General features: G+C 59.8%; 21 protein-coding genes. 11 read left to right on the top strand and 10 right to left on the bottom strand.

Annotated elements, in window-relative coordinates; genetic code table 11:
• Nucleotides 1-98 precede the first annotated feature (98 nt).
• The gene (locus RLW41_RS15735; protein WP_414462066.1) at nt 99-749 is read left to right on the top strand and encodes a hypothetical protein; all 651 of its coding nucleotides are present in this window, start codon (nt 99-101) and stop codon (nt 747-749) included.
• Nucleotides 750-1,391: 642 nt separating this feature from the next.
• Here the strand turns inward: RLW41_RS15735 and RLW41_RS15730 are convergent.
• Nucleotides 1,392-2,690, bottom strand: a complete 1,299-nt coding sequence (locus tag RLW41_RS15730; RefSeq protein ID WP_414462065.1) for a polysaccharide deacetylase family protein — start codon at nt 2,688-2,690, stop codon at nt 1,392-1,394.
• 221 nt (nt 2,691-2,911) lie between these two features.
• On the opposite strand from RLW41_RS15730, the gene RLW41_RS15725 reads away from it, so the two are divergent.
• Nucleotides 2,912-3,241 (top strand): hypothetical protein, encoded by a 330-nt coding sequence (locus tag RLW41_RS15725; RefSeq protein ID WP_414462064.1) that lies wholly within the window; start codon nt 2,912-2,914, stop codon nt 3,239-3,241.
• 231 nt (nt 3,242-3,472) lie between these two features.
• Nucleotides 3,473-3,988, top strand: coding sequence for a bactofilin family protein (locus RLW41_RS15720; RefSeq protein WP_414462063.1), 516 nt, complete (start codon nt 3,473-3,475; stop codon nt 3,986-3,988).
• Between the two features lie 88 nt (nt 3,989-4,076).
• Here RLW41_RS15720 and RLW41_RS15715 read toward each other — a convergent pair whose 3' ends face one another.
• The gene (locus RLW41_RS15715; RefSeq protein WP_409562563.1) at nt 4,077-4,391 is read right to left on the bottom strand and encodes a hypothetical protein; all 315 of its coding nucleotides are present in this window, start codon (nt 4,389-4,391) and stop codon (nt 4,077-4,079) included.
• A 209-nt stretch (nt 4,392-4,600) separates the two neighbouring features.
• Here RLW41_RS15715 and RLW41_RS15710 point away from each other — a divergent pair, with 209 nt between their 5' ends.
• A complete protein-coding gene (locus RLW41_RS15710) occupies nt 4,601-5,566 on the top strand; it encodes a magnesium transporter CorA family protein (RefSeq protein ID WP_414462062.1) in 966 nt (321 codons plus the stop codon).
• A gap of 2 nt (nt 5,567-5,568) precedes the next feature.
• Here the strand turns inward: RLW41_RS15710 and chrA are convergent, their stop codons facing one another.
• A complete protein-coding gene (gene chrA, locus RLW41_RS15705; RefSeq protein ID WP_414462061.1) occupies nt 5,569-6,897 on the bottom strand; it encodes a chromate efflux transporter in 1,329 nt (442 codons plus the stop codon).
• Between the two features lie 614 nt (nt 6,898-7,511).
• Here chrA and RLW41_RS15700 point away from each other — a divergent pair.
• Together RLW41_RS15700 and RLW41_RS15695 are read left to right on the top strand one after the other, a co-directional pair.
• Nucleotides 7,512-8,042, top strand: a complete 531-nt coding sequence (locus tag RLW41_RS15700; RefSeq protein WP_414462060.1) for a septal ring lytic transglycosylase RlpA family protein — start codon at nt 7,512-7,514, stop codon at nt 8,040-8,042.
• 115 nt (nt 8,043-8,157) lie between these two features.
• Nucleotides 8,158-8,856, top strand: coding sequence for a septal ring lytic transglycosylase RlpA family protein (locus tag RLW41_RS15695; RefSeq protein ID WP_414462059.1), 699 nt, complete (start codon nt 8,158-8,160; stop codon nt 8,854-8,856).
• Here the strand turns inward: RLW41_RS15695 and RLW41_RS15690 are convergent.
• The gene (locus RLW41_RS15690) at nt 8,835-9,218 is read right to left on the bottom strand and encodes a lysozyme inhibitor LprI family protein (RefSeq protein WP_414462058.1); all 384 of its coding nucleotides are present in this window, start codon (nt 9,216-9,218) and stop codon (nt 8,835-8,837) included. The two genes, RLW41_RS15695 and RLW41_RS15690, sit on opposite strands and share 22 nt — an antisense overlap.
• Nucleotides 9,219-9,451: 233 nt before the next feature.
• Between RLW41_RS15690 and RLW41_RS15685 the strand changes: the two genes are divergently transcribed.
• A complete protein-coding gene (locus RLW41_RS15685; RefSeq protein ID WP_414462057.1) occupies nt 9,452-10,249 on the top strand; it encodes a helix-turn-helix domain-containing protein in 798 nt (265 codons plus the stop codon).
• A 106-nt stretch (nt 10,250-10,355) separates the two neighbouring features.
• Here RLW41_RS15685 and RLW41_RS15680 read toward each other — a convergent pair whose 3' ends face one another.
• The 3 genes from RLW41_RS15680 to RLW41_RS15670 all read right to left on the bottom strand — a co-directional run bounded on the left by RLW41_RS15680 (nt 10,356) and on the right by RLW41_RS15670 (nt 13,295).
• Entirely contained in the window at nt 10,356-10,874 is a 519-nt protein-coding gene (locus tag RLW41_RS15680; protein ID WP_414462056.1) for a DUF3280 domain-containing protein, read from the bottom strand.
• 98 nt (nt 10,875-10,972) lie between these two features.
• Nucleotides 10,973-12,070, bottom strand: a complete 1,098-nt coding sequence (locus RLW41_RS15675; protein ID WP_409562555.1) for a patatin-like phospholipase family protein — start codon at nt 12,068-12,070, stop codon at nt 10,973-10,975.
• Between the two features lie 319 nt (nt 12,071-12,389).
• Nucleotides 12,390-13,295, bottom strand: coding sequence for a metallophosphoesterase family protein (locus RLW41_RS15670; RefSeq protein ID WP_414462055.1), 906 nt, complete (start codon nt 13,293-13,295; stop codon nt 12,390-12,392).
• Nucleotides 13,296-13,390: 95 nt separating this feature from the next.
• On the opposite strand from RLW41_RS15670, the gene RLW41_RS15665 reads away from it, so the two are divergent.
• The 4 genes from RLW41_RS15665 (at nt 13,391) to RLW41_RS15650 (ending at nt 17,338) form a co-directional block, all read left to right on the top strand.
• Nucleotides 13,391-13,843, top strand: coding sequence for an NUDIX domain-containing protein (locus tag RLW41_RS15665; RefSeq protein ID WP_414462054.1), 453 nt, complete (start codon nt 13,391-13,393; stop codon nt 13,841-13,843).
• Nucleotides 13,844-13,892: 49 nt separating this feature from the next.
• Complete coding sequence (locus RLW41_RS15660) at nt 13,893-14,411, top strand: GNAT family N-acetyltransferase (protein ID WP_414462053.1); 519 nt, start codon at nt 13,893-13,895, stop codon at nt 14,409-14,411.
• A gap of 174 nt (nt 14,412-14,585) precedes the next feature.
• Nucleotides 14,586-16,778, top strand: a complete 2,193-nt coding sequence (locus tag RLW41_RS15655; RefSeq protein WP_414462052.1) for a DUF1217 domain-containing protein — start codon at nt 14,586-14,588, stop codon at nt 16,776-16,778.
• A gap of 251 nt (nt 16,779-17,029) precedes the next feature.
• The gene (locus RLW41_RS15650; RefSeq protein WP_409562550.1) at nt 17,030-17,338 is read left to right on the top strand and encodes a hypothetical protein; all 309 of its coding nucleotides are present in this window, start codon (nt 17,030-17,032) and stop codon (nt 17,336-17,338) included.
• A 16-nt stretch (nt 17,339-17,354) separates the two neighbouring features.
• On the opposite strand, the gene RLW41_RS15645 is transcribed toward RLW41_RS15650, so the two are convergent.
• From RLW41_RS15645 to RLW41_RS15635, 3 genes are all read right to left on the bottom strand, one after another.
• Nucleotides 17,355-18,191 (bottom strand): hypothetical protein, encoded by an 837-nt coding sequence (locus RLW41_RS15645; protein ID WP_414462051.1) that lies wholly within the window; start codon nt 18,189-18,191, stop codon nt 17,355-17,357.
• Between the two features lie 240 nt (nt 18,192-18,431).
• Complete coding sequence (locus tag RLW41_RS15640) at nt 18,432-19,226, bottom strand: YdcF family protein (protein WP_414462050.1); 795 nt, start codon at nt 19,224-19,226, stop codon at nt 18,432-18,434.
• 35 nt (nt 19,227-19,261) lie between these two features.
• Nucleotides 19,262-20,551: an adenylosuccinate synthase gene (locus RLW41_RS15635; protein ID WP_409562547.1), complete on the bottom strand. Its 1,290-nt coding sequence runs from the start codon at nt 20,549-20,551 to the stop codon at nt 19,262-19,264.
• Nucleotides 20,552-20,639: the final 88 nt, after the last annotated feature.

Here is a 20,639-nt window from a genome sequence, read left to right as displayed (position 1 = left end):
CCCGACATTGCAACGACCCTGGAATTGACGCAGGCGCCGTCTGACTATGGTCATATCTGCACGCTAGCCGTTCCGGAAAACCATCAAGGATGTGCTGCATGCGAAGTTCGATGTTTCTGCTCGCCCTGTTCTGCACTTGGCCGGGATATGCTATCGCCGACGATACGGCCAAGCCCCCAAGCAGCCCATCCGCGCCGATCGTCATCTCGCCGATCTTCGGCAAGCTCGTGATGTTCACGCTGCCCACAGACTTCACCACCGTTTATGAGCAGCCGACTGCCGACAACTATATTCGCGAAGCCGTGCTGAAAGGCGAGACAGCCGAGAAGTGGTCGCAGATGATCACTGTGACCGGCGCGAAAGCCGCCCCCACACACCCCGACCTCTCCGCACAATACTTCGCGGCGCGGATCGCGGCCGGATTTCAAAAGGCCTGCCCGAAAACATTCTCAGTAAAGCCGTTCGGCCAGACCGAGATCAGCGGCGAAGACGCATTCGTGGCCGTCGCGAGTTGCGGCAAGATCGATGCGAGCGGCGGCGACGACAGCGAAACTGCCCTCGTCGTTGCAATCAAATCCGCGTCCGCCGTTTACACGGTGCAATGGGCCGAACGCACAGCCGCGAATGCCGAGAACCTGACGATCGACGAGAGCAAATGGAAAGACCGGCTGGCGAAGCTCGCACCGATCCGCCTCTGCGCAATCAAACCGGACGAGAAACCGCCCTATCCGAGTTGCCTCAACAAATAACGCGAACCAGACTTAACAAAGCGTCATAAAACAAAGGCTTTTCAAAGCGCGCGAACAGTGTCAGCTTATCTCATCTTTCAACAACAGAGAGGAGGTGATCCGATGTCGAGTGGGATCTTGAGGCGGTCGATGTCGAGGTCGCTCGGGCTTGCACACGGAACTCTCCTGGAGTGCGCCTGACACCTAAGCGGCAGACATTGCAACTCCGCTTTCAGACGATGATCTCACGGGGCCGCTCTCACGAGCGGCCCTTCTCTTTGCGTAGTTCCCTCCGAAAGCAGCTATCCACAAGACTATAGTCTGAGTACTGAATATTCATTTTGTTGTATCCAATACGCCACATGATTTTGGATTCGAGCAAAACTGATTCGTTTTCTGTGGAAGCCCCCGTCAAGGTCCAATAGCGTCCCTCTCGTGGGCAGTCGATCGGGGGGTCGATTGGGGGACCAAGCCCACATGATGCCGGAAACGCTACGTCTCTGATTATCAGCGTCAGACCGTGGTGAACGCCCAAGAACTTGCCGTCGCGCTGTTGTGCGCTCGGGCAGAAAGCTTGGTTTGCGGCGGGCCCGGGGGGGCCTTACAGGGCGTCCAAAATGAAATGGGTGGCAAACCCTGCCACCCATTTCATTTTTGTCGGCACTATTCGCCGAACCAGAACTGCCACGTCTCTTTCAGCTTCTCGGATATCGATTTCGGTGGCTCGCCCGGATGCGCGGGCTCAAGCGCGTCGACCTTCTTTGGCTCATCTATATGCGCTGTCCCCGAAACCGTCTTCACCGGTGAGGTCTCGGCCGCCGCGACAACGCTCACGGGCTTTGCCGCGCCGTCGACTGTCTCCGACACAGTCGCCACCGGAGATTTGACCTCCTGAGGCGCGGACTCCGCTGAAGATTGCTTTCCCGGAGCGGGCGCCGCTTCAGGAACGGATTGTGGAGCGGGCGGCGTCGCCGGAAAAGCCGGAAGCGGCGCAGCAGCCGGAGCGGACGACGCGGCTTCAGGCGATGGCGGCGCCGGCAACCCTTCCGGTTCGCCGTTTTCCGATGAAGATGGCGCTTCGCTTGGCGGCGGCGTTCCTCCGACTGTCTTGACAATGCTCGAAAGCGGCTTCTCGGCGCCGACTTGCGGCAAGCCTTTCGCTTCCTTCTCGATGGCTTGATCGTATTCCGCCACCGTCGTCACCGGGAACTTCGCCGTCATGTGGACGATCTTGTAGCCCTTGGCCTTGAGCTGCGCGAGCAGCATCGGCACGGCCTTGGCGGTCGTTTTATGGATATCGTGCATCAAGAGGATGCCCTTGCCCCTCTTGTCGAGCTTCTGCATTAGCGACTTGACGAGATGATCAGCCGTTTGCGGCTTGTAGTCGACGCTGTCGATGTCGGTCGAAAAGATCGCGATGTTGCGCTTGCCGAGATACGCGACGGCCTCCTGCGTATCGACGAGCGTTGGAAACCGGAAGAAGGGCGCTATGGGACCGCCGACGGCACGATGTACGGCGCTGACACCGCGCTCGATCTCGTCCTTGCCCGCATCGAAAGTTTTAAGCTTGGCAATCGCCTTATGGCTCCACGTATGCGTTCCAATGGTATTGCCGGCCTTCGCGACCTCGCGAATGATCTCAGGATAGCCCAGCGCCATTTTCCCGATCGAGAAAAACGTCGCCTTGACGCATTCGTCATTCAGCGCCTTGAGGACCGCTTCTGTCGTGTACTTTTGCGGACCGTCGTCGAATGTCAGAACGACTTCCTTGTCCTGTAGGAAGTCGTACGCCTTGTAGTGCTCCATTCCGAAGCCCGGCCCGCCGGTCGTATCGATCTCGACGGTGCGGGAAACGCCAAGCGTTCCCGAACGCGGACACGCCGCTTCATCTGCCGCCGACGCCGGGCCATGCCCGAGAAGCGCCGTTAGAATAATGGCGAGCCCCACTCGGTGAATGACCATGACGACCTCCCCTTTTTGTTAACGAATCTAGCAGACTCCCGCGCTGTCGGAAGCCCAGACCCGCAGATTCTGCAGGGTACGTCGCATTAAGGCGTCAGGGATTGGATCGCGCCGAGCAAAAGAGGCAGCCGTTCAGCCAATTGCCGCATGGAAAAATGCGAACCAAAAGCTCACTTCGTCAGTTTTGAAAGCGTAGCAACAGAAACGAGAAGAGTATTGTCATGACGGCATTTTCCCGTCCCCTCATCGCAGTCACGGCAGCGCTGGCTTCGATGCTGGCGGTCTCCGTAACAGCCAACGCCTTCCCGGCTGCAAAGCCCGGCGCGGCCGATGCGCCGTCCAACCTGATCAAGGTCCATGACCGGTACGACCGGAATGGCCGCCCGATTTATCACCGTCACTATCACCGGGGCCGTAATGTTGTGCATGCGCCCTTCACGCGCGTCGAAAGCGGACGCCGGACAGTCGTCGATGCACCGTTCGCACACGTCTACAGCGATCGCCACGGCAGAACGCACGTCGTTGCGCCGTTCGTGAATTACTGGGATTGATCGACACGAATTCACTATGGGAAATCCAAAGCGGGCCTCGCCACACGCGATGGCCCGTTTCTCTTTGGACCAAGCGTCTTAACGATTGCTGCCCCGGACCGCCGATTCCGCACCGCGGCGAAACAATCCTGGCGCCAGTGCTGACTTGGACATAATGTACCCAAACTAGCGTGATGCTGTGCCTCAGCGGGAAGGGCGACAGCAGTTCTTTTTTTGTTTGGGGGTAGACCGATGTTCAACCGCGTAGCGACGCCGGAACCACGCGTCGCAGAGCCAGCCAAGACACTCACGCCACACGCTTCATCGATCCCATCGATGGCACCCAAGACCCCGGCACCGCCGCTTTTCGGCTCGCCGATCCAGCAGACCGCCAATCACTCTCACACACACGCCATCGACGCGCCGACATCGGTTCTCGGACAAGACATCACCATCTCGGGCCAGCAGCTCGTAATCAAGACGAAGAGCTCGCTGCTCATCGCCGGGCACATCCAGGGCGATGTTCATGGCGAAGCTGTCACCGTCGGTGAAACGGGTAGCGTTGCCGGCACCATCACGGCTCGCACCATCACCGTTCAGGGTGAAGTCAGCGGCGCCCTCAAAGGCTCGTCCGTGAACCTCAACGCCACCTCGCGCGTTGACGGCGACATCGTCAAGCAGACGCTTTCGATCGACGAAGGCGCCCAGTTCGACGGCAGCGTCCGCCGCGCCAAGGACATCAGCGAAGTGACGCCAGATCTCGGCTGAGACCTGACGTTTTTTCGATGCCATCCCGGTGATGATCGTACCAAGCGATCATCACCTTTTTTGTGCCTGGTGGCCTACGATAACGGCATCAGTAAAATCCGCGCCCCGGAACCGGCGTTACCTCGCTACAGGTCTCTTTGATCCGGATATCCTGGCCGATGAAACGGCAAAGACGCTGCTTGAACATCGGGTTGTTGCGAACCTCCGCCGCTGTCGCCTTAAACCCATATTCATGGGCTACCTGGGCAACCAGTGCGTCCTGGCAGTAGGGCGTGGAAAGCCAAGAGCCTTGCACTAGCTGAAAGCCGTTCTTGCACTGAATTCCTCCGGCGCCAGCCGACGTCGCCAATCCGCAAAACAGAATTCCGGCCACACCAGAAACGATCGTCAATCGCGGAGACATGGAAGCCGCTCCAATTAAAGATGCATTCGTCATATCGGACTCGCGACCGCCGGGCAAAGCCCGAAACGCCGACGGCCAGAACAAGCTCGGCCGTTCGGCGGGCTTGTTCGGCCCGGAGGCGCCGTGGAATGGCTGCGCCGCGAGCTTGAGGCCTATCGACGGCGTTCTAGCATCCACGCCGCACGCATTTCACAGCAAGGTTGAAATCAATGATAACGGTCTATGACGCCCTCGGCGGCAAATTGATCAAGCGCACAGAGCCGGGCGATCTTACGTCGAGCGTGTGGATCGACCTGATTAATCCCGGCGAAAACGAAGACAAGGGTATCGAAGACGCTCTCGGCATCGAAATCCCGACCCGCTCCGAAATGCGCGAGATCGAAGCGTCGAACCGCTTCTATTCGGAGAACGGCGCCTACTACATGACCAGCATTATCCTGCATCACGACGCACAGGATATGCCGATGACGTCGGTCATCACGTTCATTCTGTCCGGCAACCACCTCGTCACCGTGCGCTACGCCGAGCCGAAGGCCTTTCCGGTTTACGTCACCCGCGCCGCGAAAGGCGACGCCGATTGCGTGACGGGCGCGGGCGTCATGATCGGCCTGCTCGAAATGCTGATCGAGCGCGAAGCCGACCTGATCGAACGCGTGCAGGATGAAATCGAGCGCATCGCCCCGGTCGTCTTTGCCCAAAAGGGACAGGCCGCGCACAACCGGCGACTGGACGTTTTACTCAGGACGGTCGGCAAGGAAGGCGACATCACCGCGAGAGCACAGGAAAGCGCCATGTCGCTTCACCGCCTGTCTCTCTATTTCGCCAATGCCGCTCGCGAACGCCAAGACGACACGCGCGTGCTCGGTCGCATCGAAGCCGCCAACCATGACATCCTATCCCTGATGGAAAGCATGCGCTTTCTCTCGGCCCGCACCAGCTTCCTGCTCGACGCGACGCTTGGCATGATCTCGACGGAGCAGAACCAGATCATCAAGCTGTTCTCGGTCATGGCCGTGATGCTGATGCCACCGACCCTCGTCGCCTCGATCTACGGCATGAATTTCAAAGTCATGCCGGAGCTTGATTTCCCGTTCGGGTATCCGATGGCCCTCGTCTTGATGTTCATCTCCGGCCTGATCCCGTTCCTCTATTTCAAGAAGAAGGGTTGGCTCTGACGTCACATCGCCCAAGCCAGCAGCAACGATGCCAAGGCTGAAACGCCGAGCGTCGTTACGATTCCGAGGCGAAAAACGAACAGCAGCACGGCGGCAAGAACCGCCAACCCGACAGCCCGGGCATCGACGCTGGCGAGCAAGGGCACGTCGAGCCGCGCCGGCCCAAACCCCACTTCAGCCTGCACCCTGAAAAACACATGCAACGCAAACCAGAGCGACAGATTGAAGATGACGCCGACGACAGCCGCCGTGATCATTGATAAGGCCGCTTTCAGCTTCGGCGACGCCTTCAGCCACTCGATGTACGGCGCACCGGCGAAGACATAGAGAAAGCACGGCGCAAACGTCGCCCACAACGTAACGACAGCGCCGAGCACTCCGAACAGCAAAGCTGGCCCGCCGCCATGTCGCGCCGCCGCAAGGTAGCCGACGAACTCGGTAACGAGGATCAACGGTCCCGGCGTCGTCTCGGCGAGACCCAGTCCGTCCAGCATTTCGCCGGGCCTGAGCCACCCGTATTTTTCGACGACATCCTGAGCCATGTAGGCGAGCACGGCATAAGCGCCGCCAAACGTCACGACCGCCAGCTTCGAAAAAAAGAGGGCAAGCCGCGCCAGTACATGATCGAACCCGAAAACCAGCGCCACGGCCAGCAGCGGCAGGAGCCACACTGCCAGCCAAAGCCCGACCGTCTTAAGTGTCGATGCGATCGGCACAACCAAAGTTGACGCCGCTGCTGCCGATGCGGAATTGCCGCCGCCGGAAGCCAGTGTCCGGCCCCAGCCCGCCAGCGCCGCCGCCAGCACGATGATCGGAAACGGCACCTTGAACAGAAAGATCCCAATGAACGATGCCGTAGCGACCAGCCATTCCGTCCGGCTCGTCAGCGCGCGCCGTGCGATCCGCCACAGCGCTTCGGCGACGATTGCCAGCACCGCCGCCTTGATCCCCTCGAACAGGGTGGCAACGATCGGCACCTGCCCGAAGTTGCCGTAGAGAATGGAGATCGCAAGGATCAGCAGGGCGCCCGGCAGAACGAACAGCAGCCCAGCCGTTAGACCGCCACGCACACCATGCATCCGCCATCCTGCATAGGTCGCGAGTTGCATCGCCTCCGGACCGGGTAGCAATGTGCAGAAGTTCAGCGCCAGCAGGAACGTCCCCTCGTCCAGCCACCGCTTCTGATCGACGAGGACCTTGTGCATCAGAGCGATCTGTCCGGCGGGACCGCCAAACGACATCAGCCCAATACGCAGCCAAACCGCCCGTGCTTCCGCGAATGATGGCGTCGGCATCGGCTGGTCGTGCTGCTGTCGCCGGACATCCGCCATCGAGTTCGATCCATCGCATCGCGCTGATCTCTCGCGCTTGAAAGCGCCAATAACATGCGCGGGCGTCTCACAGCACGACATCCGACGAGAACTCGGCAACGCGATTTAAAAGTGCATTTTCGAAAACGGGTAATCAGCGCATACGGAGCGTCTATCCTGGCCGATTGGGATAGGCTTTTGATTGGTAAACGAAATATGACGAATGGCCTGTTAAGATTTTTGTTCCGTGAAAGGTTGTTAAATTCTGCGACCTGGCGTCGCGCAACCTAAAGATGCAGTTAAAATAAATGATATATTTCCGACAGTTACCAATTATGGTTAAAAGGTGTTAGCAGCAACGGGTTGACCACGGGACCCACTCAGTGCTCGTTGGCCGCTGCCAGGACGGGGGTAACCCCAGTCAACAAGCACGGGCAGCAGTACGAACTGGGTTCTGGAGTTCAGTAACGGGTCACACGGGGTTTTCCGAGACAGGGGCAACTTTCTCCCAACATACACGGACGGTGCCGCCACCGAGGCGGTTGACCCGTGATCGCTGAAGGAAGCGGATCACGGGCGGGGGAAACCGCCCATTCGACCCGAAACCACTGCTGCTCCTGATGAAGGAGTGCATTATGCGTTCAACTATCGCGGTAGCCGCGTTCACGTTGGCGGGAATCACAGCGGCAGCCATGCCCGCAAACGCGGCCTGGAAGTGCGAAGGCGCAGCCTATGTCTGCGGGCATTCTCACAAGAAAGCCGTCTATCGCAAGTCGTCGTATAAATCCTACCACAAGTCTTCTAAGTCGCGGTATGCCCGCAAAGTATCTCGCAAGCACTATGCACAGGGTTCGTCGCGTAAGCGCCACTATGCTTCTGGCGGCGGCGGCGGCGGCGGTATGGCGTCGTACTACTGGCAGGGCCAGCGCACGGCTTCGGGCGCGCGCTTCAACCCGGACGGTCTGACCGCGGCGCATCGCTCGCTTCCTTTCGGCACCCGCGTGCGCGTCACGAACCAGTCGAACGGCCAGTCCGTCGTCGTTACCATCAACGATCGCGGACCGTTTGTCGGCGGTCGCGTCATCGACCTGTCGCGCGGCGCAGCCCGTGCCATCAACATGACAGGTGCCGGCGTGGCCCGTGTCTCATTGCAGGTCTTGAACTAAAGACGCTTATGCTCTGACTATAACGACGGGAGGCGTTGGATAACCTGCGCCTCCCGACGTTTTTCCGCCATTAGAATCGTCATAATCACAGTGATTCGGGGATGTTCCGGGGGGAATGTGCGTGCGCCGAAGCACTCGTGTGGCTTATGTTGCCGTTTTAGTGAGTTCAGCCGTTTTCGCTGGAAGCGGCTCATCGCAGGCTCAATCGCTTTCAGAAGCTCTGTCGGGGCCGGCAAGCAACGCCGTCGTCGCGACGTCGGCGGCCACAACATCGGCCGCGACCGCATCCGTCGGCGTCTGGGCCACGAACACCCAGCCCGCGCCTGATCCGCCGAAACCGCCCGCCATCAAATTCGATCACTGGCGAGCCAAGATCACACTGAACAAGCCGGCGATCAAACGCGTCAAGGCGACCGCCACAGTGGCTACCCCGCCGTTCGGCCTGCACGGTCCGATCACCGAGGGCACCGCTAAGCCCCATGCCATGAAGGGCATCGCGTCGTATTACGGCTCGGGCAAGAAGACTGCTTCCGGCGAAGCGTTCGATCCGAACGCCCTTACCGCCGCCCACCGAACGCTGCCCTTCGGAACCCGTGTCCGCATTACGCGGGTCGACACCGGACAAAGCGTCATCGTTCGCATCAACGACCGCGGCCCGTTCAAACCCGGCCGTGTCATTGATTTGTCCCGCCGGGCCGCCGAAGACCTCTCAATGACGGATAAGGGCCTGACCGCCGTGAAACTCGAAGTCGTCGACCGGCAGGATCCGCCCCACGTCGTCGAAAACCTCGATCAACGTTCGGTGCGCCGGTAAACCTGCTCAAGGCGCGCCTCCAGCACGCTGATCTGATCGAGATACGCACCTTTGATGCATTCCGTATCGCGCCCACACGCGTCGCGCGCATCGAGAAATTGCCGCTGATAGGCTTTGAGACCGTTACGCTGGTAGCGGGTGCCGTAAGCGGCCTTCAAATCCCGATAGAGTTCGTTCATCCGCTCATCGAGCGCCGACAGCCGGCCGCTGCCGCAGATGGTCATCTCGGATGCGAATTCGGCGTTCCGGCAATCGAACTCCTGCGCCGCGGCTGACCGAACGCTTCCCGCCATGATGGCGAGCGCCAGCAGCGAGCCCATAGAAATCGCCGCCGCCAATTTCAAAGTAACCGTATCCGACATAGTGCCCATCTCCTCGGGTTGCGCGCTGAAGCGGTGCGCCGCGTCACCCCAGCGGTGACGACGCGAGAAGAATGCCGAATGCGCCGCGGAAACATGAGCCCGTCCGGCCCCAGTAAGCGGTAACCGGAAGAAGCCGGGAATTGACCTCCGATTCCGATTGCTTCCAGGCGGAAAAAATCGGTATTTTCCGGCAACGGCGGCGTCCCGTCGCCACGCATCGAAACTCGTGGGCCATGAAAAAAGTCGCCGACCAGATTGCGCCCGCCACCACTCGCACCGAGGCGCTCGACCGCATCAAGACGGCGATGGTCGAAAAAAAGCTCACGCAAGCCGAACTTGCCGACGCCGCCGACTGCCACGAAAAGACGATCCAAAATTTGCTCGGCGGCCGCTCCGTCAGAGACCAGACGCTGTTTGACGTCTGCATGGTGCTTGGCCTCGATTTCCACGGCCTGCGGGACGCTTGGCACGGTGAAACGGTCGCCGTCGAAAGCGCCAGCGGTCCGCTCGAATTTGCTCGCAACGGCGGCGGCATCGCGCCGATCTACATGGGCGCCTACACACAAGCCGCCGTCGATCACTACATCGGCAGCTACCTGACGCTTCGCCGCTCCTTCTCGCTGCCAGATACCATCGTCGCCTACCGCACCGACATCAGTTGGGACCCTGAATGGCCGAGCCTGCTCTTCCAGGAGCGTGACCGGCCGGACGCTCCGTATGCCCATCGCGGCCGCCTCTACATTCCGGCATCATCGAGCTTCATCCACCTCGTCTCGCTGACGAAAGGCGCGATGCGCATGGTCGTCGTCTCCCAGCTCGATCGCGCGGGAGAGATGCGCGGCATCATCACGACTCTGAACAAACAGCGCGCGACCTTCATCCCGGTCGCAACGCCCATTCTGTATTCCCAGCGCCAAAACTTCGACGGCGACACCTTCGGCGAAGTAACACCGAAAAACAAAGCTTATGCGGAATACAAACGCCTGCTTGATGAAACCGTCGCTGAAGGCTACGCCAAACTCGTCGGATGATCTTGCCGCCCAGTCGTTGTCATCTTCCCCCAAAAAAGAAATGGCCGCGAAAGGCGGCCATCTACGCAAAATTATAGGTTCCGCACCCAAGACGGCGGCACCTGCGCTACGACTTTCGTTCAAAGAAGTAATTGTCGAGCAGGTATTTCAGACTGCGTGACCACGATTCATCCGTGTTGCCGCGAATATCGACGCTCTTGATGAACGTATATTTGTCTGTCGTCACGTCGGCGATGTAGACATTCATATTCAGGATCAGGTTTGAAACTTTCTGCACCGTGATCCACGCGACGCGATCGGCTTTCAGTGTCTTGCCGTAATCGGCCTCGCAGCCACCGCAATGCCCAACGGACTGTCCGCGCGCGATCTCGGCGCGAATATCGTCTGTCAACGGTACGATTTTATAGTCGCCGGACGTCACCAGCGCATCGGTGAACTGCTCACCGATCGCCGCCATACGCTTGCGCTCCGCATCGGTCGTCGGCTCCAAGCCTTCGTTGTCGTTTTGGATGCGCACGCCGAGGAAAGCCAAGCGCTGCGGCGCGGCCTCAGCAATTGAAATCGGCAACGACGGCAGCAATAACGCCGCCATCAACGTCACAAAGAGAGTTCTGCGATTGATCATTGCTCGTATTCCTTCGAATTCCGAAAGGAATACCGCCGCGGGACCAATTTGTTGCCGGCAAATCCCACGATTGTTACCGGGAGATTTGCCCGACGAAGCTACTTCGCGCGTTTAACGCCACCGCCGAGGCCGCGACGCCCGGTGTGCCGCTTTGGCGTGGCAACCGTGCGGAACTGCACGCCATCTTCGACTGGTGGAAAGAAATAGTTCGCGAGGTCCACGGTTTCGAGCCGGCCGACGGCAGAACGAGCGACGTCCATCCACTTCTCCGCATGGTCGCGCCCGGCGCCGTGCAGATACGTGATGACATCCCAATCGGGCTGCATCGTCGTCTCGGGATTGAGCGTGCCCGTGATCGGACCACCGTCGATCAAATGAAAGCGATGTCGGCAGATCGGCGCCAAACGGCCCTTTGCCATGAGCGGCCCGGACGTTTCGCGCACCGCCGTCACGACTTCGATATCGCGCAACAGCGGCGCGTTAAACGTTAGCCGGTTGGCGTGATTGGAAATGTCGCGCGCCGTCGTGGGCAGATGTTCGTTCACGCGCGGCGACACCATCACCAGCAGCGTGTCCGGAACCGGACTTTCGCTCGCCAGCGTCACGATATCGGGATTGGCCGAAAAGCCTCCGTCCCAATAGGCCGCGCCTTCGATTTCGACGGCGTGATGCATAACCGGCAGACAGGCCGATGCCAGCACCGCATCGACGGTGATCTCATCTTCGCGGAAAAGACGTGCGCGACCCGTTGCAACATGCGTCGCAGCAATCAGCAGCTCGACCGGCGAGCGCGTGCGGATCAGATCGAAATCGACATGCTCGGTAATCAGCCGGCGGAGCGGATCGAAGCCCAGCGGATTGAATTCGTATGGCGACAGCATCGTCGCGAGATGCGTCGTCAACTGCGTCGGACGAACCAATCCGTTCAGAAACGGATTGAGACGCGTGAGATCCGGCACACCGGCTTGATGGATCGCATGCCAGATCTTGTAGAGCTTCTCGCGCGCTTTGGCACGAGAGCCTTCAGCCAGACCGGCTGCAAGCGCTACCGCATTAACGGCACCAGCACTCGTTGCGCTGATCCATCCGAACTGTAGCGTTTCATCCTCCAACAGACGGTCGAGAACGCCCCACGTGAAGGCGCCGTGTGCTCCACCGCCCTGAAGGGCGAGATTGATTTCGACAGGTTTAGGCAAATTGCAGTGCTCCCCGCAGGCCACCTAAAAATGAAAGCCAGCGCGTCTTCATATCATGACCGCTCGCGGCGAGCTTGTGTCAATGGCGCCGCGTCAGAACGACAGGCTTTCACCCAGATTATGCACTAGCGCGTAAATATAACACACGCGCTGCACGTCTTTCCTGCCCATCGTATGGGCGACCACGCTGTCACACTTGCTCAGAACACAAGCATACATGCGCTGCATAGAGAGAAGACGCGTCACGATGAGGCATCGCAACGCTGCTTTCATTTGCGCGTGGCATATGGCCGCGACACTGAACTGCGCTGCCTGAAATTTATGCCGGCGCCTTCAACACCGTTTCGCTGATCTTCCTGACCGCGCTTTCCGGCCCATCGATACCGCGCACGATATGACGAATGCGCAATCCCTTTTCGTTTTTAAAGAATGTGAAGAGATTGTAGTTTGCAGGCGGCTCTTCGCCATGCGCCATCGCCGCTGACGCCGATGCTGCGCCGATGATCGGAACGGCTTTGCCGCGCGAATGTAGCCAATCGAGCCGCGGTTGATGATTGTGTCCATAGAGCACGAGTTCAGCATTCCCACGTTCGAGCAAATGCGAAAGATGCGCCGCATCGCTCAATGCCCGTCGTGTCGGCGCGAGATCCGGCAATGGCGGATGATGAATCAGCACAACGCGAATGACGCCTTCTTGGCCAAGTGCATCAAGAAGCTCGCTGGCAATTTCGAGTTGATGGCGACCAAGCTTGCCGCCGGCATAAAACGGCGGTGTCTCGACGGCCGAGTTCAAGCCGACGAGCGCGAGAGGCCCGACGCGACGGACGAACGGAAATGCCAGCGTGTCGTCTTCGTCGCCCATATACTGCGCCCACCGCCCAATTCCGGCATGGCCATGCAGGCTTGAATAAATGTCGTGATTGCCGGGAACGACCGTCACGTCCCGAGGCGCCCCAACGGTCCTCAGCCAACCGAGCGCCGCCTCGTACTCTCCCGGCAATCCCAGATTGATGAGGTCGCCCGTGATGGCGATATGATCGGGCCTCAACGCTTTCGCGTCCGCCACTAATCTGTCGGCGACCGAACGCACGTGAACGCGCCGCCGCTTGCGCATCCAGTTGGCGTATCCGAGCAGACGTTTGGCATTCCAAAAAGGCCACGCCGCCCGCACGGTAGACGGCAGGTGCACGTCGGAAAAATGCGCGAGCGTGAAAGCTTCGGTCATTGGCGGCGGGAACGATATATAGAGAAACGCACGTCTAGATCACCCTGCGGATGGGAAATGTCCAGCGACGGGCATTGCCGAAGGAGAGTTTGCCGTTGAGAGAAGACATTCCGCTGCTCGGTCGATGGATGGCCCGCGTGTTTCAAAAGTATTGGCGGGTAGCGCGTGGGCTGAACCTCTCCGTCGAAGCCTGTGTCATCGACGAAGCGGGGCGCACTCTTATGGTCCAAAACGAAAGTGGCAGCACCTGGGAATTGCCGGTGGGATCGGTTCATAACAGCGAAAATCTTGAAACGGCCCTCCGCCGCGTCCTGCGCGAGGTCGCCGGCATCGAGGTTAACGGCCAACCGGATCTGTCGTTCTTCTATGCCAGGGGGAAAAATGAGCAAACGGGAGTGTACCTCGTTCGCCATTGGCGGCGTGTAACCGCGCTCACCACCCGCGAGGTCGGTTTTTTCCCGATCCAATCCCTTCCGCCGGACACGGGCGCTCAGACGGCCGAGCGAATTCGCCGCTCCGTCGAGGATCGCATGGCGCCGGAAGTATGATAGAAGCCGCGGCTGCATTCCTTCGGCCTCCAGCTTTCTGTGTTCGCGCATGTCCCCGTCCCTGACCATCCGCCCCGCGCTTCCCGACGATATCGCCGAGATATCCAAGTTGCATGCGCGCGTGTTCGGTCCGGGACGCTTTGCCCGCTCCGCCTATCGCGTGCGCGAGGGCAAGGGGCACCTGTCGCGCTTTTGCCTTGTCGCCTGTCTCGGCAAAACGGTTATTGCCTCGATCCGCACGACTGAGATCGCCATTGGCGGCAAGACGGGTGCGGTCCTGCTCGGACCGATCGCCGTTGACAACGAACACCGCAGCCTTGGCCTCGGCAGTAAGCTGATCGCGGCAGCACTGGAGGCTGCGCGCAACGGCGGCGCCCGCCTTATCGTGCTCGTCGGCGACCATCCCTATTACGGCCGCTTCGGCTTCAAGCCCGTGCCGATGGGCCAGATCGTTTTTCCTGGCCCGGTCAATCCGCAGCGCATCCTGGCCTACGAACTCGCGGCCGACGCCCTCACCGAGTATCGCGGCCTTGTGGTTGCAGAGCCCCCTGCTCGAAAACCCACCTGATTGGACCAAGGCCGTCTGTGATCGTAACGCCCTCGTAACCGAATCGCCGGAGGATTCCGCGCGGGCATCATCACACGAGTTGTATCAAACATCGAAACGCGCCAGGGGCAGGCCCACGCAAGCTGCCTCGGCGACAGTCCGCTCGATGCAAGCCACGGAATGGGAAAGCCGGCGATGACCTCAACGTATCTCCTCTATCAGAGCTACGCGGCCGACCTCTCGAAAACGCTTGCCCGCATCAGTTCTCAGTCGGACGTTTCCACTGCCGCACAGTATTATCAAGACAACATCGGCAAGGTGAAGTCCGTCGATGACTTCCTGAACAATCAGCGCCTGTTCTCGTATGCGATGACGGCATACGGCCTGAGCGACATGGCCTACGCCAAGGCCTTCATGAAAAAGGTGCTGACCAGCGACCTGAGCGACAGCAGTAGCTTCGTCAACAAGCTCACCGATCCGCGCTTTCTCACCTTCGCCAAGGCCTATCAATTCTCGACCGACGGCACCGTCGCTCAGCAGGCAGTGACGGCCCAGAATACCAACGACGAAGACGATACGATTGATCTCTACACACAGGCTCAGGTCAACAAAGCGACATCAGCCCAAACCGAAGCGACATACTATCAGGCCAACATCGGCAACATCACGTCCGTCGATCAGCTAATGGCAAACCCTCGCCTATACGACGTCGCGGTCAGATCCTACGGCATCGATCCAGATCTTATTTCGAAATCCACGATCCGCGCGGTCCTAACGAGCGATCTGTCCGATCCCAATAGTGTCGCAAACACGCTGAACAATTCGAATTATAAGACGCTGGCGGCAGCCTTTAATTTCAATACCGACGGTAGCGTCAACGGCACGGCCCAGTCGGCAGCGAACACGGCCACAACCGTCTATCAATATTTCAACGCGACTGGCACGAACGCCAGCCAGCAGGCCGCCGACTACAAAACGCAATACTACAAATCAACTATCGGCACGGTGTCCAACGTTGATGATTTCCTCGCCAACAACGCCCTCGTCGATGTTGCGCTGACAGCCTTTGGGCTCACCCCCAGCCTCACATCCAGAACGCTGCTTAAGCAGGTGCTAACGAGCGATCTCTCCGATCCCAACAGCGTCGCCAATCAGCAAACCAATACGGCCTACAAAAAGCTCGCCCAATCCTTCAACTTCAACACCGACGGCTCCATCAACGGCTCGATCCAAACGACAGATCAGCTCAACAACGTGGTCAATCTTTATTCGAACACCTTCGATGACAACCTGCAGGCCTCGAACGATCGCGCTATTACCGCGTATAAGAGCACGGTCGAAGGCATCACGACCGTCAGCGATCTCTTGAGCGGCACCGCATACTCTTTCATCATGGCCGCCTACGGGCTCAATTCCGATACGACGTCGAAATATACGCTGACCAAGATCCTGACGAGCGATCCCAACGATCCGCACAGCTTTGCGAACCAGTCGCACAACGCCGCGTACATAAAGCTGGCGCAGGATTTCAATTTCGACGCCGACGGCAATGCAAAAACGGCCAACGTTGCGCAAACCAACACCAACCTCGCGACAACGGTGACGGCATACACGAGACACAACGGTGGCGCGGTCGCCTCCGGCACGACAGCCACACAGCAGCAGACATTGGCTACAGCCGAAAGCAATTACTACACATCGACGATCGGCTCGATCACGAATGTCGACGACTTCCTGAAGGACCAGCGCCTCGTCAACTACGCGCTCGATGCCTACAATTTAAAGGACGCCAATCTTACCACTACGGATTTGCGCAAAATCCTAACCAGCGATCCGACCGACCCGACCAGCTACATCAACAAGCCTGAAAATGCGCAGTATCGCGCTCTCGACGTCGCCTTCAATTTCGGGACAGACGGCAATACGCTCAGCGTGCCGATCAATCAGGTCCAGGATCGCAGCCAGATCGTCACTACCAAGGACGGTTACGTCGAGCAGACGATGGAAACGCAAGCGGGCGACCAGAGCACCGGCGTGCAGCTCGCTCTTTATTTCTTGAAAAAGGCTCCGACCATCACGTCAGCTTACCAGATCCTGGGCGACAAAGCGCTTCTGCAATTCACCCAGACCGCCCTTGGCCTGTCGAGCTATATGTCGAACGCCGATATCGATACCCAGGCCACGATGATCACTAAGAAGCTCAACCTCACAGACCTCCAAGACCCGCAAAAGCTGACCAAGCTCATCGCACAATTCTCAGCACTTTATGACATCAACAATTCTGACGTGACCTCGACTTCTCCGGTCCTCCAGATCCTGCAGGGAAGCTCCAACTCTTCAAACGGCATTATCACCATCGACCCGATCACAGTCCCGACCAGCTCCTGATCCTCGCAATTGCGGGGGGCCATTTAACGGATTTGCGTCGTTCCGCATGTAATGTGAAGCCGCCTGCACTGCGTGAACTCTGGGGTCAGCGCCCATTTTCTCGCGTGGTTCAAGGCTCTTTGTCCCGCTTGTGCCCTTTAAGCAGCAGCCGAGAGGATACGATCGGATGGTCTTTCCGTCTCCGGCGCCAGAGATTAATCTAGCGATTGATCTTTGGCCGGATGTGCCACGCTCTCGCAGAGGACAGCCAGATGAGACCCCTCGCCATCTCCAGTGCCGCCGCGGCCTTGCTGGCCCTGTCGGTTGGTGCGGCCGGCGCGGAACCCCGTTCAGGTTCAGGGCCGCGCGGCCCAGCCGGAGACGTTCCGGTGGCGCCCGTCGATCGCTTAGGCCCAACGTTGCCGCCCGACACCATGCTCGGCCCGGACTCGGGCTGGAACGGCAGCAACAGCGGCGGTGCAGCCGGTCCCAACTATAATCTTGTTCAGCCGCTGTTCGGACCGCCCTTGCCGACGCTGCCGAAACCGCGCCGTAAGCCGCGCATCATCCTGGGCCAATAGCCGGCCGGTCCTCGCCTCACCAGCCGCCGAACCTCAGGCGGCCGGGCATGTTCTCGTCACGGCTCTTGCCGCCGCGGACGCCGCCATACCAAGCCGCTGCCAGGCCGATCAGCAGACCGATACCTGTCAGCAGCCCGGACAGCTCGGTGGCCTTCTTCGCTTTGTCGAGAGCTGCGACTGCATCCGCATAAGCCACATCGACTCGCGTCTCGGCATCGCTCAGCGGAATACCGGCTCTTGCAGCGACGATGTTTGCTACGAACGATTTATCCTTCGGCGCCAATCCGCCACTGCCGACCGATTTCAGAAAAACGCCTTCAATGGTGCGCGTCTCGTCGGCCGTGAACAGTGGCACCGCCGCCGTCACCGGCTTGCCTTCAGGTGGCGCTGCCAGCGTAGACACAATTGCCGCCAGCGGGCTTGACGATGTTCGGTCCGAGAATTTGGCGACGGCGGACGTGGCGTGCAGAGCAAGACCGCTCGCGCCGACTGCGATCAGTCCCGCAAACAACACGCACACTGCCCACGCGACGAACCCTTGCACGCCGTCGCGAAATTCGACTTCGTCCGCAGGCACATCTGCAATACGCGGCCGCACGCGCGCCGCAACAAATCCGGCAATCAGGAACGAGGCGATCGTCGCGATCAAACTCCAAGCTGCCGCTACGCTTGCCGCCAATCCCGTGTGCGACTGACCCGGCCACGGCGACAGCAGCGACAAGCCACCCGCAAGTCCAAGGGAAATAAGGACCAGAGAAAACGCTGAACCTGCTGCCGCCCCGGCGAGAATACCTCGCCAGCTCAGGAAGGATTCAGCTGGGGTCGTCGCCTCGATTTCGATGACATCGGCCATCTGCGCATCTCCTTCGATCATCTAAAACCCAGAAGGCTCAGAAGAAACGAGATGACCACGATTAGTCCGATCAGATAGATGATCTCGTGCACTGCACACGTCTCCTCGCCAAGATTCGACGTTTCAACAGTGCTCGCGGCGTGATTGTTCCAGCCAAAAACACCGAAAGCGCACGGGGTCGTCCGTGTGCGCCGCACTCGTCAAGCGAACGGCGCCAGCACGACTGCGCGGCGCCGCGGTTCAAGGGCCGGGAAAAATCGCCGAGCTTCGCCCTGTGATCCAATAGGCGACGAGCCCAATCCATTCCTTGACGGCCAGATCCGTGCGCTGCAGTCCCGCCGCGAAGCTATCGAACGGACGGAACGTATCGTCCCAGTCGCGCGTGCGGAAATCGACGGGATACGGCACAACGTCGAAGCCGACCTTGCGAAACACGCCAATGGAACGCGGCATGTGATAGGCGGACGTCACGAGCAGCCAGCGATCTTGCTGAACGGGCCTCAGCAGCGCCTTCGTGAAGACGGCGTTCTGATAGGTATTGCGCGAGTCGTTTTCGATGACGATGCGGTCGGGCGCGATTCCTGCGTCGATGAAGAACTGCTTCACTGCATCCGCGATGCCGTTGTCGCCGAACAGCGCCCCGCTGCCGCCGGTGAAAACGACCTTGGCCTCGGGCAGTTCATGAGCGAGCCGAAGCGTCTCGGTCAAACGCTCAGCGGCTTCGTTGAGCGCCAATCCGCCGCGCGCCCGCGTGATGGAAATATCCTCGAAGCCACCCAGCAGAATGATGCCGCTGATCTTCTCGTGCGGCACAGCCGGAACGCGCGAGGCGAAGCGCTCTTCGAGTGGCAGGACCAGAATGTTCCCGCCAGGCAGATAGCCGAACAGCACGATACCGGCGAGACCGGCATAAAGCAGCCGCCGCCCCCACTTTGGACACCAGCCCAGAAGCAGCGTGCCACCGAGCAGCGCAAAGAACACCAGGTTCGAAGGCTGAATGCAGAAGAAAATGACTTTCGACGCGACGAAAAACATCAGCTTCGCTCCCCCTCGCGCCGAAACTCGTCAGATCAGATAAATGGGTCCTTCATCAGGATCGTGTCGTCGCGCTCGGGGCTCGTCGAGAGTAGCGTGACCGGACATTCGATCAGCTCTTCGACGCGGCGAACGTATTTCACTGCCTGCGCCGGCAGATCCGCCCAGCGCCGCGCACCGTAGGTCGATTCCGACCAGCCCTCGAACTCTTCATAGATCGGTTCGATCTCGGCCTGTGCCGTAGCGCTTGCAGGCAGCCGGTCGAGCCGCTCGCCGCGAAGCTTGTAACCGACGCAAATGCGAATCGTGTCGAAGCCGTCGAGCACGTCGAGCTTCGTCAGCGCAATGCCGTCAATGCCGGACACCTTGGCCACCTGCCGGACGAGGACGCTGTCGAACCAGCCGCAGCGGCGCTTGCGTCCCGTCACGGTACCGAACTCTCGGCCGCGCTCACCGATCTTCTCGCCGATGGCATCCGTCAGCTCCGACGGAAACGGACCCGAGCCAACACGCGTCGTATAGGCCTTCGCGATCCCGAGCACGTAGCCGACGTGGCGCGGACCGATACCGGAGCCGGTCGCCGCTTGCGCAGCAACGGTGTTCGACGAGGTAACGAACGGATACGTGCCATGATCGACATCGAGCAGCGCGCCCTGCGCACCCTCGAACAGAATGCGCTTTCCCTGCCGCCACGCATCGTCGAGGAATTCCCAGGTCACGTCCGAGTAAGGCAGAACCTTCGGCGCGATCGTGACGAGATCATCGATCAGCTTCGCCTTCGAAATCTCTTCCTGACCAAGCCCGCGCCGCAACGCGTTGTGATGCGCCAGCAAACGATCGACCTTCGGCCCGAGCGTCTCGGGCGTCGCCAAATCCTGGAATCGGATCGCCCGGCGGCCGACCTTGTCTTCATAGGCCGGACCGATACCGCGACCCGTCGTACCGATCTTCTCCGTGCCGGCTGCGGCTTCGCGCACGACGTCGAGTTCGCGATGCAGCGGCAGGATCAGCGCCGCGTTCTCGGCGATGCGCAGATTATCCGGCGTGATCGAAATTCCCTGCTCCCTGAGCCGCTCGATCTCGCTCACGAGCGCCCACGGATCAATGACGACGCCGTTGCCGATCACCGACATCTTGTCCGGCCGCACCACGCCCGACGGCAGCAGCGACAGCTTGAACGTCTTGTCGCCGATCACCAGCGTGTGCCCGGCGTTATGCCCACCTTGAAAACGCACGACGACGTCGGCGCGCTCCGAGAGCCAGTCCACGATTTTGCCTTTGCCCTCGTCGCCCCACTGGGCTCCGATCACGACGACATTCGCCATAAGTCTTAAACCTTCTCAGCCTTCTCATGAATTGGCCCCGGCTCGAGCCAGGGCCATGCGGCACACCCGCTTGTTAAACCTGGGACTT

The organism is Hyphomicrobium sp. DY-1, from assembly GCF_047497105.1.
Taxonomy (GTDB): domain Bacteria; phylum Pseudomonadota; class Alphaproteobacteria; order Rhizobiales; family Hyphomicrobiaceae; genus Hyphomicrobium_B.
The sequence above is the reverse complement of the archived record's forward strand: the minus strand, read 5'-3'. Positions and strand labels throughout refer to the sequence as shown.